Source organism: Aeromonas sp. 82P (assembly GCF_051919365.1).
Classification (GTDB): domain Bacteria; phylum Pseudomonadota; class Gammaproteobacteria; order Enterobacterales; family Aeromonadaceae; genus Aeromonas; species Aeromonas veronii.
This window is the reverse complement of record NZ_JBQBEV010000001.1, coordinates 2,236,873-2,250,957: the sequence shown is the minus strand read 5'-3', so window position 1 is coordinate 2,250,957 and position 14,085 is coordinate 2,236,873. Positions and strand designations below refer to the sequence as shown.

The following is a 14,085-nucleotide window of genomic DNA, read 5'->3' as shown; positions in this document are numbered from 1 at the left end:
AAAACCGGGTGTCCGCCAAAAGAACCCCGGCCAGAGGACTCTGAATGATGCCACCATTCAACATTTCGGGTAATATTCGGCCAACTCACTGATCTCTTGGCACTTATTATCGCCATGAGAGGTCAACGCCAGATGGAGATGGCTATTAATGAACTCGACTGATGTCGTGACCCTGTTTGGGGATGACAAGATTCTTTCCTTTGACCTTGAACTGACCCGGGACGAAAAACTCCGCCATCTGGGGGCGCTCCTGGCTGGTCGCGAATTCAATCTCAAGGGCCCGCAGGATCTCGCACTCAAGGAGTTAAATGCGCTGGCACAAGGGGCGGATGTGATCCTTGGTCACAATATTCTCGATTTTGATCTCCCCTGGTTGGCCAAACAGGCTGTACGCCCTCAGTTACTTCTCGAAAAGCCGGTAATAGATACCCTCTATCTATCTCCCCTTGCCTTTCCCAAAAACCCCTATCACCGCTTGGTCAAGGATTACAAACTGGTTCGGGATACCCTCAATGATCCGGTCGCGGATGCAAGGCTCGCATTGCAGATCTTCTCGGAACAGCTGATAGCACTGCAAGCCTTACCCCTGTCCCAATTGCAGCTTTATCAATATCTGTTCGACCAGGGAGTCATGGCGCAATTTAACACTCAGGGTCTGTCACTGGTGTTTGCCAGACTGACAGGCCGCCCGCCAGTGCGGGTCTCGGAGCTACCAACTCTCATCAAGAGCATTGCCCATGAGAAAGCGTGCCCCAATCAGCTCAACCGGGTGATTGGTGATGCCCTGCGTCAACCCATGCTGTTGTTACCATTGGCTTATGCCTGCGCCTGGTTGCCCGTGTCCGGCGGGAACTCCGTGTTGCCTCCCTGGATTTGGCGCCGCTTCCCCCAGACCGCAGAAATCATTCACACAATTCGTGAACGTCACTGCGGTCATGCTGACTGCAGCTATTGTCAGGAGAACCACGACGCACGCCGCCATCTGCAGCGAATCTTCGAGCTCGATAACTTTCGCAACCTGCCTGATGGGACACCATTGCAGAAGACCTTGATCGAGGAAGCCATGGCTGGCGTCGCACTGCTCGGCATACTCCCAACCAGCGGTGGCAAGTCGCTCTGCTACCAGCTCCCGGCACTGGTGCGTAACCAGCGAAGCGGTGCTCTCACGGTCGTGATATCCCCCCTGCAGGCACTGATGAAAGATCAAGTGGACAACCTTAAACACAAGGCCGGTATTGAAGGGGTTGCCGCTATCTCGGGGCTGCTGACGCTACCAGAGCGAGGCGCGATTCTTGAACAGATCCGCATGGGGGATATCGCCTTGCTCTATATCTCCCCCGAGCAGTTGCGCAACCGCACAGTCAAACAAGCAATACGACAACGTCAAATCGGTGGCTGGGTATTTGACGAAGCGCACTGCCTGTCGAAATGGGGACATGATTTTCGCCCTGACTATCTCTACTGCGCCAAGGCCATCGCCACAATTGCCAAGGAACAGCAGGTCCCCATGCCTCCTGTCTTCTGCTATACCGCGACCGCCAAACCGGATGTGATTGAGGATATTTGCGCCCAGTTTCTCGACAAACAGCCCCGACCTCTTCTCAGACTGGAAGGCGGGGTTGAACGTACCAACCTCGAATATGCCGTCGTTGAGTGCCCCGGTCTCAATAAACAGGGCCATATCCTTAACCTGCTCGAGCAGTTCTTCGGTGAGGAAAAGCCCGGTTCCTGCGTTATCTACTGCGCAACCAAGCACAGCGTGGACGAGCTGGCCGATTTCCTCGGTCAGCAACAATCCCTCCCTGTCTCGCGCTTTTACGCCCGAATGGACAGTGCACAGAAAAAAGCGACTCTCGAACAATTTATCAATGGCGAGATCCGAGTCATCTGCGCGACTAACGCCTTCGGGATGGGGATCGACAAGGATGATGTGCGTTTGGTGATCCATGCCGATATCCCCGGCTCCCTCGAAAACTATCTACAGGAAGCGGGACGAGCGGGACGCGATACAGCACAAGCTCACTGCGTACTGCTGTTTGATGAACAGGATATCGAGAAACAGTTCCAGCTCGAGGCCATGAGTGAAGTCAGCCTGCGCGATATCAAACAGATCCTGCGCGGAATAAGACTCAGGGCCAGCAAAGGAGGCAAGCAGGATAACAACTCGCCACTGGTCGCCACCAGTGCAGAGCTCATCAACCAGCCAGAGGTAGAAACCAGCTTCGCTGCCGATGACAGCAATGCGGATACCAAAGTCAAGACAGCTATTGCCTGGCTCGAACGAGCGGGCTATCTGGAACGCAGTGACAACATCACTCAGGTATTTCAGGGTCGTCCCCTGTTTGCCTCCACCGAGGAGGCGATGAAAAGGGTAGAGAGTCTGAAACTGGCCCCCAAGGCCAAAGCCATATGGCAAGCGGTTATCCAGGCGCTGATGAGTGCTGCCGACGATGATGGCCTCAGTGCCGATACCATCGCCGAAGAGGCAGGCCAATACATGGCAGACAAGGGAAGTGGTGTTCAGGCCAGCGAAGTGATGCGGGTACTCACCCAGATGGCGGATGTCGGTCTTCTCTCTCAGGGGATGTTACTGACTACTTGGCTTCGCCCCAAAGGAAGAGACAATGCCCGGGTGCTCTGCGGGCAAGTACACAGCATTGAAAAGGCGATGCTGGACACCTTGCGTGAAAAAGAACCCGAACCTGATACAGGGCAAGGGCTGATCTTTAACATTCGACTGGTCAATCAGGCCATCAAAGATCTGGGGCATGAGCGGTGTAACCCTGGCTTGCTGCGCAATTTGCTGACCAGCTGGGCCCAGGATGGTCGCTCGGGGGGCGAGAAAGGCTCCATTGATGTCAAATATCTCTCTCGGGATCTTTACCAACTCACCTTCAACCGAACCTGGTCCCAGATTGAGCAGACAATTGATCAACGCCATCGAGTCACAGGCGCCACCCTCGATTTTCTCTACACCCTGTTGGCAAGCAGCGAAGAGAGTGTCCAGCGCCAGGTGATGCTGTCGTTTGCTCTGGAGCAACTGGTCAAATACCTGCGAGAAGACATGGATGTGGCTCAGCTCATGAACAAGCGGGAGGCAAGCAGCCAGCAGGAGTGGTTGCTCAAAGGGGCAGAGCGGGCACTTCTCTACCTGCATGAGCAACACGCCATCGTGCTGCAAAATGGCCTTGCCGTGTTCCGAAGCGCTATGACCCTCACGCTGACCGCTGAGCGGCAGCAACAATACAACAAGGCAGACTATCAGCCGCTTGAGCATCACTATCGCCAGAAGGTGATTCAGATCCATGTGATGAATGAATACGCCCGCATCAGCCTGGAGCACTTCAAGAAAGCCAAAAAGCTGGTGACAGACTACTTCACCATGGAAGCTGACAAGTTCCTCGGTCACTACTTCAAAGGGCGCAACAAAATCCTGGAGCTGGCGACCAGCGAACACTCTTGGAAGCGCATTGTCGAAGATCTTCACAACCGTGCCCAGGAGCAGATCGTTCAGGCTCCGCCCGAGCAAAACTTGCTGGTACTGGCAGGCCCGGGTTCAGGCAAGAGCAAGGTGATTATCCACCGCTGCGCCTATCTGATGCGGGTCAAGCAAATCTCCCCATCGCGGATCATGTTGCTCTGTTACAACCATAATGCGGCGATGTCCCTGCGCCGACGCCTGACCGAGTTGCTGGGGCGTGACGGAGCACGGGTCTCGGTATTCACCTTTCACGGTCTCGCAATGAGTCTGACAGGCAATGCGGTGCAAAACCGGACATCCGACGATATCGACTTTACCACCATCATTGATGACGCAATCAAGCTGCTCCGGGGAGAGCAGAACCAGCTCGGTCTCGAATTGGAAGAGCAGCGGGAAAAGCTGCTCGGTGGGCTGCAATTTCTGCTCGTCGACGAGTATCAGGACATTGATGAACAACAATACCAGCTTATCGCGGCACTGGTTGGTAAAAGCGAAGAGGATGAGGAGGCCCGACTGCATCTGATGGCTGTGGGTGATGATGACCAATCGATCTACGCCTTTCGCGACGCGAACGTCAGCTTTATTCGCCGCTTTGAGCAAGACTACAACGCCCAGACACACTTCCTGACCTGGAACTATCGTTCCACCGCCCACATCATCGAGACCTCCAACCGCCTGATTGAGCACAACCAGGATCGCATGAAGCGTACACATCCCATCGAGATCGACGACAGGCGCAAGATGGAAGTGGCTGGGGGGCACTGGGAGGGGATGGAGACAGCACAGGGTCGCGTCATCATCCAGCAGTGCCAGGATGCAGCCCAACAGGCAGCCGAGGTCGTGAGACATATCTCGCTTATCCGTGAGAAGACTCCCACTTGCCCGCTGGAATCTATCGCCGTGCTGGCCCGTAATGGGCTAGAGAAGGAGGAACTGGCCTGGGTACGCTCGGCACTTGCAGATGCTGATATTCCCTGTCGTTTTACTCTGGATAAAGAGAACGGTTTTCCTGTGCATCGCTGCCGTGAAATCTTGCGCTATCAGAATTGGCTACAACAGCAAGGTCATGCCCTGCTGACAGCGGAGCAACTTGCAGCCCCTCTCCCTCCACTCTCACTGGCCAACCGTTGGGAGGAGCTACTGCACGATCTGATTGCTCAGTGGCAAGCCAGCCAGGGAGAGCATGCTCTTTCTGCCCACCACTTCCTGATGTTCCTCTACGAGTATTTGAGCGAGCAAAAACGCCAGATCCGCTTCGGTAAAGGAGTGTTGTTAAGTACGGTGCATGGGGTTAAGGGGGAGGAGTATCGCCATGTGATACTTCTCGACGGCGGCTGGCAACGCGCGGCGGAGCTATCGACCAGTAACCTGGAAGAAGAGCGGCGCCTCTTCTATGTGGGGATGACACGTGCTATCGAAAGGCTGGTTCTCATGGCTCGCCACGATCAACGTAATCCCCATATTCCACTGATCGCCTCCCACTGCTACGTGCAGAGACCTAACGCAACCCGACCGGACAGACAACGTCGTTTCGCCATGATGGGTATGTCGCAACTGGTGTTGGGATATGCAGGTCACAGTGATGAAGGCCAGACTATTCACAACGAACTGAGAGCGTTGAAAGTAGGCGATGCCGTACGCATTGCCCCCGACAAACAGGACAGGCTCCATGTCTATCACCGCAGTCACAAGATCGCTCGCCTCTCCCTACAGGGAGAAGAAACCTGGAAATTCGATGTGAATACAATCCGCGAAGCCAGAGTGATCGCCTTGGTAGAGCGGCGTAAAGAGCAGGAAAAGGATGAGTATCAACCCAAGATGCGCAGCGAACGTTGGGAGATCCCCATAATCGAGCTGGAGTTATGAACCAAACTGGTAGCCCCCCCATGCTACCGGGATAGATCTTCACGACTTGCAGCACCAGCTGTGCCGGTACTGCAATAGGTGATAGTGAAAGCTTGGTGACTTGACGACACGTCGCTGCCAATAGCCTCAATTCAGGTCATAATCACCCAGCTTCCCTTACCTTGGAGTTTTTATGCGTCGATTCAATTTCATGCTCAATGGCAGCAGATTGATGATGTTCCCCTTCTACATTGGCATTCTCATCTGCGTGGTATTGCTAATGGTGAAGTTTGCCATGCAGCTCTATCAGCTTTCTGTAAACATTTTCGAGATCCCCTATCTGGACCTCATTACCGGCGTGCTGACCCTGGTGGACTTTATACTGGTGGCCCAGATGCTGATCCTGGTCGCCATCTGTGGCTATGTGCAATTTATCCAGACGGAAGAGCAGCGTGCCTCCCTTAGCAGCAACTGGCTTAGCAAGATCAACTTTGCCTCCCTCAAGCTCATCGTCATCAACTCACTGGTGACCATTGCCGGAGTGGAGGTGCTCAAGGCGTTTCTCGAAGATGGCATCATCAATGAAGTCGATATGAAGTGGTCCGTGGTGGTGTTTCTCGCCTTCTCGCTGGCCGCGCTCATCTATGCGGTGACCGAGCGGATGGCGGAGCATAAATAGTCGAGCTTGATCACTGTGCTTGTTCAGCCTTGATTCACCAGCAATACAATTGATAACACTTTTCATTACTCTTACTGCGTTATAAACTTGCTCCCCCCGGGCTGCCCCGCCCGGGTGCTGGAGCCTTTATGACAAGCCTTTCTCTCTCACCCCGACAATTCTGGCAGTGGCTGGCCTACCACCATCAGGCCGCCGAGGGCACCCTCTATCTGATGTTCTTCTCCGGCCTGCTGCTGTGGGAGCCGCTGACCCCGCTCTGGTCGCTGGCACGCTGGAATCTGTTCTTGCATGTGATGCTCTCGCTCACCCTGTTTCCGCTGCTGTTTGGCGCCTTCTGGTTCTCCCATCGCAGCTTGTTGAACCGCAGTAACAAACCCTTTTTACGCACCACGGGGCGGATTATTGAAGCCCTGCTGCTGATCTGTCTGGCCAGCGGCCTGCTGCTGGTGCTGCACGGCACTCCGGGCGATGCCATGGGCAACCTCGCCAGCTGGGCCCACTGGCTGAGCGCGTTGGCGTTAACTCCTCTGGTGCTGCGCCACGCCTGGCGCTGGACCATCTTGAAATGGCGCTCCTGATCCCATGTTGAAGTCATCTCTTTGTGCATGTTTGTCACCCCTGTTGGCACTCGTCCTGCTGCTGGCCAGCCCCTTTGCGTTTGCCCAGCAGATGAGTTCAGGGATGCTGGCTTATGAAGAGGGAAGCGCCCCGCGCCTCGTCACCGCCAACCTGAGCGCAGGTTCCGTCACCCTGCTTGAGCGCGATAGCGGCAAGCGGCTCAAAGAGGTGCAGCTGGGGGGCGATCTACGCCAGCTGGCCCGTGCCGATGATGGCACTCTGCTGGTCACCGACTACAGCGGTGATCGCCTGTTGCTGCTGGATGATGATCTCGATCTGGAAAAGGCGATCCCCACCGGTCATCGCCCCTACGGGGTCATCTTCGATGCCAAACGGCAGTGGTTCTGGGTCACGCTGTTCGAATCCGCTCACCTGCAGGCCTATGACACCGCCGGCAACCTCCAGCTGGAAGCAGAAACCGCCGAGACCCCGCGCGGGCTGGCCTTGACCAACGACGATCGCCTGCTGCTGACCCACGCCATGACCGGCCAGCTCGCCATCTATGATCTCGCCAAACTCGGCAATAGCGCCAAGGGCTCTTCGCTTCCCAAGCCCAAGCTCATTACCCTGGCCGAGACCCATAGCGACACGCCGAGCGACTCCCAGGGCCTGCCGCGCCTGCTCGATGGCATCGCCCTCTCCCCCGATGGCAGCGAGGCCTGGTTGCCTCATGTGCTGTGGAGCTTCAGCCACCCCTTCCAGTTTCAGAGCACCGTCTTTCCGGCCGTCTCCATCATCGATCTCGATGAGGAGAAAGAGCGGGTCGATGAAAGAAAACAGCTCTTTTTGCAGATCAATCTGCCAAGCGTCGGCAACCGCAGCCAGATCGTCTCCAACCCGTTCGCAGCTCGCTTTGCCGCCGATGGTAAACGGGTCTATCTGACCCTGGCGGGCTCGGAAGATCTGCTGGTGTTCGACCTCTCTCGCAGCGGCAAATCCAACAACAACCGCCACCGCCGCAAGAAGTTTCAGGGGGGCGCCAAGGCGACCCAGCTCTTGCGTCACCTACCGGGCCAGAATCCGCGGGATCTGCTGATCGATGGCGACCATATTCTGGTGCACAACGCCATGGGGCAGGATCTTACCCGCCTCAATAGTGGCGGCAGCGGCCCGTTTGCCCGAGTAACGGTTGATGTGCCCCACTTCGCCAAGCTGGTAGAGACGGATCCGCGCCCCGAGCCACTTCAGCGCGGCGAGCGGCTGTTCCATCTTGGTAACACAGCGTCCAACTCACGCTTCCCCATGGCGGGGGACAACTGGATGAGCTGCAACTCCTGCCATCTGGATGGGTTCAACTTCACCAACCGCTATCTGATGGCGGCCCATCGCCAGAAGAGCGGCGACAACGCCATCAACGGCCACGCCAACCTCACCAACATGGTGGCGGGGGATTTTGTCGGCGAATACCTGCGCATGGCCCAGCAGACCCAGGGCGGCATGGGCCATGACACCCGAGATGGGGCCGAGGCAGTTGACCCCACAAGGCCCCAGCCGGAAGTGAAAGCGATGATGGAGGATCTGCACGCCTTCGTCACCGCCGATGGCAACCTCCCCTATCTCGCCAACTGGCTGCGACTCGATGCCCCGCGCACGGATCCCGCCAAGGCGCCGACCACTCACCCGAAAGAGTGGCTCAACTCCGCCTCCTGCCAGAACTGCCACAGCCAAGCGTTCAAGGATTGGAGCGAGAGCAACCACCGGCTGATGGGCAACTCCCACCCCTACTACAAGGTGGTGCAGGCGCTGGCCCGCGAAACCGAAGGAGAAGCGTTTGGCCAATGGTGTCAGGGCTGCCACATGCCCCAGCAGGTGATGACCGGCCAGCTGGATCTGCCCAAGGGCTCCCACATGTTCGAGCAGGGTGGCGCCTCGCTGATTGCCGCTCACAAAGCGGGCGAACCTGTGGTGGAGGAAGGGACCGGCTGTGTGCTCTGTCATCGCATCACCAAGGTAGAAGACGCGGGCGGCAACAGCGCCTTTACCGTGAATTTGAAAGACCGCGAGAGCTATGTGTTCGAGGATGCCGCGGGCGGCAGCCTCCAGCATTGGCTGGCCGAGCGGCAGATCAACGCCCGTCCGGCGGCCCACAAAGCCTCCTATCAGAAGGATTTCTACCGCGACGCGGCCCTGTGCAAGTCGTGCCACAACGAGTTTGCCCCGGGCACCGGCGCCAATATCGTCAACACCTGGGACGAGTGGGAAAAGTCCAGCTTCGCCAAGGCCGAGGATCCCGCCAAGCGGCGCACCTGCATCGACTGCCATATGAACCCGGAGCCGGGCAATGGCGGTGCGCCGGTGGCGGGCCAGTCCACCGAAAACGGCACCATGAAAGCCCGGCTCTATCGCCACAACTTTACCGGCGCCCAGCACCAGCTGGTGGGGCTGCGCAACCCTGAACTCGAGCAGGAGAGTCTGGCCCTGCTGCGCTCCAGCGCGACCCTCTCCGCCCGTATCGAACCTGCTGCCGATAGTCAGCAGTTGGTGGTGCGGGTCGCCAATACCGGCGCAGGCCATGCCCTGCCCACCGGGGTGGCCGATTTTCGTGAACTCTGGCTGGAGCTGACCGTCACCGACGCCACCGGCAAGGTGGTGCTTGCCAGCGGCCAGCCGGTGGATGGCGCCGTCCCTGAAGATGCGCGGCTGTTCAGAAAAGTGTTCGGCGATGCCGAGGGCAAGCCGGTGGGGCTCAAGTTCTGGCGCTACGCCAAACTGCTGGAAGATACCCGCATTCCGGCCGATGGCTGGCGGGATGAAGCCTGGCCGCTACCCGCAGATGCCCAAGGGCCCTTCAAGGCCGATATCAAACTCAATTTCCGCACCTACCCCAAGTGGGTCAATGATGCGGTGCGCGCCGCCGAGCCCAGCTTGCCGGAGCCACCTATAGTGCTGCTCACGCGTCTACAACTAAATCGGTTGCAACTTACCTTGCAGCCTCTCCCCGTCACGCCCGCTACGGAGCCTCAATCCTGATGTTTGCAAGTTTTCTGATTACCCTGCGCGAGGGGCTGGAAGCCTTCCTGCTGGTCGGCATCTGCCTCTCCTACCTCGCCAAGCTGGGGGCGAGCCGCTACAACAAGTTCATCTATCTGGGGGTGGCGCTTGGCCTTATCGCCTCCCTTGTGGTCGCCTTCCTGTTCCAGGTGGTGGTGAGCCAGTTCGAGAGCGAGCGCTACAACCACCTGTTGATGGCGGGGATCCTCATCTTTGCCACCTTGGTGCTCACCTATATGGCAGTCTGGATGCAGAAGCAGGCCAAATCCCAGGTAGGGGCCATGACGGCGCGCATCGATGCGGCCATCGATGGCGGCAACCTGTTTGGTCTGGTGCTGCTTGCCTTCCTTGCTGTGATGCGCGAAGGGTTTGAAACCGTGCTCTTCTTCTCCGCCCTGCTCTACTCCGGTCAAGGGGTGGATCTGCAATCCGGCCTGATGGGCGCGCTGGCGGGGCTGCTGGTCTCCATCGCGCTGGTGTGGGGACTGCTGCGCTCCACCCGCAAGGTGGCGCTGGCTCCCTTCTTCCGCTGGACTGGGCTGCTTATCATCATCATCGCCGCAGGCTTGCTCTCATCTGCCGTCAACATGTTGCAGGCGGCAGAGATCATCACCTTCTGGACCACGCCGGTGTTCGACATCAGCCACATTCTCGACGATCAGGGGGTATTTGGTACCTTCCTGCGCGCCCTATTTGGCTACAATGCCTCACCCGCTGGCTTGCAGCTGCTGACCTGGGCCCTCTATCTGGCGATCTTCGTTACCCTCTGGCAGCGCAGCTACCGCCCGCAGGTAAGTGCCGCGACTGGCAAGGGCTGAGCAAACATGCCCTGTAGCAACAAGGCCACGGGGTAACAACACCATTCGGGAGCCGCGCCTTGGCGCGGTTCCCTTATCTATCAAGCAGTTTCGGAATAGGTCATGAGCGATAACAACAAGAAAAGCATTGCAGTGCTGGGCGCTGGCCCCGCCGGTTTGATGGCGGCCTGGCGCCTGCGCCGCGCCGGTTTTGCCGTCACCCTGTTCGAGCAGGAGCCGGTGGTCGGCGGCATGTGCGCCACCCAGACTTTCAAGGGGCGTGATGGGGAGTATCGCTTCGACTACGGCGGCCACCGCTTTATCACCAAGAACCCCGAGCTGCTCGCCTTTATCGACGAGCTGATGGGTGACGATCTGCTCCACGCCGAGCGCAAGAGCGTGATCCGCTTTGGCGGGCGCACCTATGACTACCCCTTGAACCTGCCCAACCTGCTCAAGACGGCGCCGCTGGCCCTGATGGCCGGTGCGGTAAAAGACTTGCTGCTGTTGCCCTTTAGCAAGAAGCCGGATGATTTTGCCAAGGCGAGCTTTGCCGAGTGGATCCAGAGTCACTTCGGCCGCACCCTCTACCGTCAGTTTTTCGAGGGCTACACCGGCAAGCTGTGGGGCATCAACCCGGACAAGCTCTCCGCCGACTGGGCCGGTCAGCGCATCAGCCTGATCGATCTCAAAGACGTGGCCCGCCGCCTGTTGCCAAGACGCAACGGCAGTATCTCGGTGCGCACCTATGCCCGCAAATACCGCTACCCGAAATATGGCTTCGGCCAGATCTTCACCACTCTGGGCGAGCGACTGGTAGCCGAAGGGGTGGAGCTGAAAACTGGCGCTACCATCACCCGCCTTGAGCAGGCTGATGGCCGTATCGAACGGGTGTATTGGAAACAAGATAACGTTGAGCAGAGCGAGAACTTTGATCAGGTGATCTCCACCCTGCCGCTGCCGCTCACCTGCCAGCATCTTGGCTTGCCGTGCGATCTGCACTACCGGTCGCTTCGTTTCGTCAATATGCCCCTCAAACAGGAAAACCTGTCGGACAACACCTGGCAGTACCTCTCCGACCCCCATATTCTGGCCACCCGCCTGCAGGAGCCGCGCCGCCGCAGCCCCTTTATGGCGCCCCAGGGCCAGACCTCGGTGATGCTGGAGATCCCCTGCAATCCGGGGGATGCCACCTGGCAGGCGCCGCTCTCTGATCTGCGCGGTCGGGTTACCGCCGATCTGGCGAGCCTCGGTGTCGATACCGCCAAGCTTGGCGATGAGACCTTCGAAGCCCGCAGCGAATACGCCTATCCGCTGATGGATCTCGGCTATCAGGCACGCCGCAACGAAGCCATCAAGACGCTGATGCCGATTGGCAACCTCATCATGACCGGCCGTCAGGGGACATTCCGCTACATCTTCACCGATACCGCCATGGAGATGGGGATGATGGCGGCCGACATGGTGATCGACGGGGTGGACAGACGCCACGCCATCTTTAACCATCGCAACGAAAACACCGTGATTGAAACCCAGAGCGTGGCCTGATGGCCGCGCCATTGGCATAAGTAAGGAGAACAGGATGACCATCCGCCCGGGTTTACTCGCCCTCACCCTGCTGCTGGCCCTGAGCGGGCAGGCACAGGCTTACTCCTATGCCGCCGCCGGCAAGGAGCCGCTGATCGACGCCCGCGAAGCGCTGCTTGGCGCCGCCACTGGCGGCAAGGATGCCAGCGCCACCTTGAGCGAGATTGCCGACGAACTGACCTATCTGGAGCAGCACCACAAGGTGGAGCTGCAAGGGCCGCTGGCCGCCGCCATCAAGGCCCAAGATGCCGCAGCAACCGCCGCCCTGCTCAACCGCGCCTACAAGGCGGAGATCGAGCGCCGCCTCGAAGGGGCCAGCCAGAATCTTGGCGACTACCAGACCGCCAAGGTGCTGGTGGTCAAGAGCAAGCGCTTCCTCGACTTGATCCTTCCCTCCCTCAATGAAGGGGATCGCAAGGCAGCCGAACAGGCGCTGGCCAAGGTGCTCGATGCCATCGGCAACCCGGGGGTGTTCGGGGTGGGCGCCAAGCCTGCCGATGCCGCTGCCTTTAGCGATGCAGAAAAAGCGCTGATGGCCGTGCTGGCACCGCTTTGATGGCAACCTGCCAATCATTGCGCCATCTCGCTGTGACAAACGGTGGGTTTCGCTGCGCTCTACCCACCCTACGCACGGCCAGCCGATAAATGCACCCGGACGCCGGTTTGCCCCCTTCTCCCCTTGCGGGAGAAGGGCTGGGGATGAGGGGGAAGGCAACGTATCGGCGTTGGCCTTCCCCCTGCTCCACCACCATTTGGCTGCTTATTCTGCTGCAACTGGCCTGGCTCGGCTGGCTGCTAGCCTTCCCAGTGGCGCTCGATTCCGATGATGCCCTCAATTTCGCCCACGGAGTGACACGCTTTAGCGTGCTGGAGTTCTCCCCCCACTTTCCGGGCTACCCCGCCTTTATCTGGCTGGCGCGGCTGATGAATCTGCTGGTGGACGACCCGGCCCGCGCGGTGCAGTGGGCAAGTCTGCTCGGTAGCAGTTTGCTGGCGCCGCTCGCCGCCTTGCTGGCGGTAAAACTGTGGCAACGGCCAAGCCTGCTGGCACCCGTCTGGCTGCTGCTATTGGCCCTGCCGCTCACCCCGACGCTGGCGCTCTCCGGCCTTTCGGACGGGCCGGCGCTCGCCGCCTGGCTCGGCGCGCTCTTGGCTTTGCAACAGCGCAAGATAGCGCTGGCGGGTCTACTGCTGGGCCTTATGCTGGCGCTGCGCCCCTCCTATTTTGTGCTGGCGTTGCTGCCCCTGTGGCTCGGGATGGCGCAGCAAGGCACGCGCGTCAGGTTTGTGCTTCCCATCGCACTGGTTGGGCTTATCAGCTTGCTCTTTGTCTGGCAGGCCGATGGCTGGGCCTATTTCAGCGAGGGGCGGCGCTTTACCGATGGTCACTTTACCCTGTGGGGCAACACGGCAGCGGCTCACGGCGATCGACTGCTGAGCTGGGTGAGCACCTTCAACGATCAGCTCACCCCGCTTTGGCCCTTGGCTGTCGGGGCGATGCTGGTACTGCCGCTTTGGCAAAGATCAAAAAACCACCCTGCCGCCCTCCCCCCACTCTGGACGCTCTATTGGCTCGCCCTGCTGCTCTGGACCCTGTTTGGCCAGAATCCCGACAATCCCCGCCATCTGGCCCCCATCACCCTGCTCGGTATTGTGCTGCTGGCAGGTTGGCTGCCGCGCCGTGGCGAGGGAGTGGTCGCGGTCGCCGGATTGCTGCTGCTCGGCACGACCTTCACCCTGCCCCGTCCGCCTGCCATGGTGCAGGCGGCAAGGCTGGCAGAAACAGCGTGCCCGGCGCTGGTGACCCAGTGGGGAGTGAGACTGCTGCGGGAAACCACAGCCTTGGCCGTCACCGATGGCTGGTACAAGGGGGATGCGGCGCTGGCGCTCTCTCAGGGAGCCTGCCGCCTCAGTCGCCGCCCCATCGCCGCGAGCGAAATGCCCACTGCGGTGCGCCAGCACTGGTTTGCCCCACGCTTTGCCGCCGAGCCAGGACTCTGGCTCGCCATACCGGATCCATAGCCGCGACAAAACTGATAGACTGCTTTTTTCGCGCTTTTCAACCCGACGTTTCGCATCAACTGGAC

8 protein-coding genes are annotated in these 14,085 nt (G+C 59.0%); all 8 read left to right on the top strand.

Going from position 1 to position 14,085, the window contains the following annotated elements; all coding sequences use genetic code 11:
* Positions 1 to 148: 148 nt before the first annotated feature.
* The 8 genes from ACTG2S_RS10345 (at position 149) to ACTG2S_RS10310 (ending at position 14,020) form a co-directional block, all read left to right on the top strand.
* The gene (locus tag ACTG2S_RS10345) at positions 149 to 5,347 is read left to right on the top strand and encodes a RecQ family ATP-dependent DNA helicase (protein WP_439982460.1); all 5,199 of its coding nucleotides are present in this window, start codon (positions 149 to 151) and stop codon (positions 5,345 to 5,347) included.
* Positions 5,348 to 5,519: 172 nt separating this feature from the next.
* A complete protein-coding gene (locus ACTG2S_RS10340; protein ID WP_005333692.1) occupies positions 5,520 to 6,005 on the top strand; it encodes a YqhA family protein in 486 nt (161 codons plus the stop codon).
* A gap of 128 nt (positions 6,006 to 6,133) precedes the next feature.
* Entirely contained in the window at positions 6,134 to 6,583 is a 450-nt protein-coding gene (locus ACTG2S_RS10335; RefSeq protein WP_274160428.1) for a hypothetical protein, read from the top strand.
* A 4-nt stretch (positions 6,584 to 6,587) separates the two neighbouring features.
* A complete protein-coding gene (locus ACTG2S_RS10330; RefSeq protein ID WP_274160427.1) occupies positions 6,588 to 9,593 on the top strand; it encodes a YncE family protein in 3,006 nt (1,001 codons plus the stop codon).
* A complete protein-coding gene (locus ACTG2S_RS10325) occupies positions 9,593 to 10,432 on the top strand; it encodes an FTR1 family iron permease (protein ID WP_274160426.1) in 840 nt (279 codons plus the stop codon). Before ACTG2S_RS10330 ends, ACTG2S_RS10325 begins: the two co-directional genes overlap by 1 nt.
* Positions 10,433 to 10,534: 102 nt before the next feature.
* The gene (locus ACTG2S_RS10320) at positions 10,535 to 11,959 is read left to right on the top strand and encodes an NAD(P)/FAD-dependent oxidoreductase (RefSeq protein WP_274160425.1); all 1,425 of its coding nucleotides are present in this window, start codon (positions 10,535 to 10,537) and stop codon (positions 11,957 to 11,959) included.
* Positions 11,960 to 11,993: 34 nt separating this feature from the next.
* A complete protein-coding gene (locus ACTG2S_RS10315; protein ID WP_274160424.1) occupies positions 11,994 to 12,554 on the top strand; it encodes a hypothetical protein in 561 nt (186 codons plus the stop codon).
* A gap of 200 nt (positions 12,555 to 12,754) precedes the next feature.
* Positions 12,755 to 14,020 (top strand): hypothetical protein, encoded by a 1,266-nt coding sequence (locus tag ACTG2S_RS10310; protein WP_274160437.1) that lies wholly within the window; start codon positions 12,755 to 12,757, stop codon positions 14,018 to 14,020.
* Positions 14,021 to 14,085 lie beyond the last annotated feature (65 nt).

Coding starts and splice junctions, on each gene's coding strand:
- ACTG2S_RS10345 (WP_439982460.1), top strand. CDS start 149: ATGAACTCGACTGATGTCGTGACCCTGTTTGGGGATGACAAGATTCTT.
- ACTG2S_RS10340 (WP_005333692.1), top strand. CDS start 5,520: ATGCGTCGATTCAATTTCATGCTCAATGGCAGCAGATTGATGATGTTC.
- ACTG2S_RS10335 (WP_274160428.1), top strand. CDS start 6,134: ATGACAAGCCTTTCTCTCTCACCCCGACAATTCTGGCAGTGGCTGGCC.
- ACTG2S_RS10330 (WP_274160427.1), top strand. CDS start 6,588: ATGTTGAAGTCATCTCTTTGTGCATGTTTGTCACCCCTGTTGGCACTC.
- ACTG2S_RS10325 (WP_274160426.1), top strand. CDS start 9,593: ATGTTTGCAAGTTTTCTGATTACCCTGCGCGAGGGGCTGGAAGCCTTC.
- ACTG2S_RS10320 (WP_274160425.1), top strand. CDS start 10,535: ATGAGCGATAACAACAAGAAAAGCATTGCAGTGCTGGGCGCTGGCCCC.
- ACTG2S_RS10315 (WP_274160424.1), top strand. CDS start 11,994: ATGACCATCCGCCCGGGTTTACTCGCCCTCACCCTGCTGCTGGCCCTG.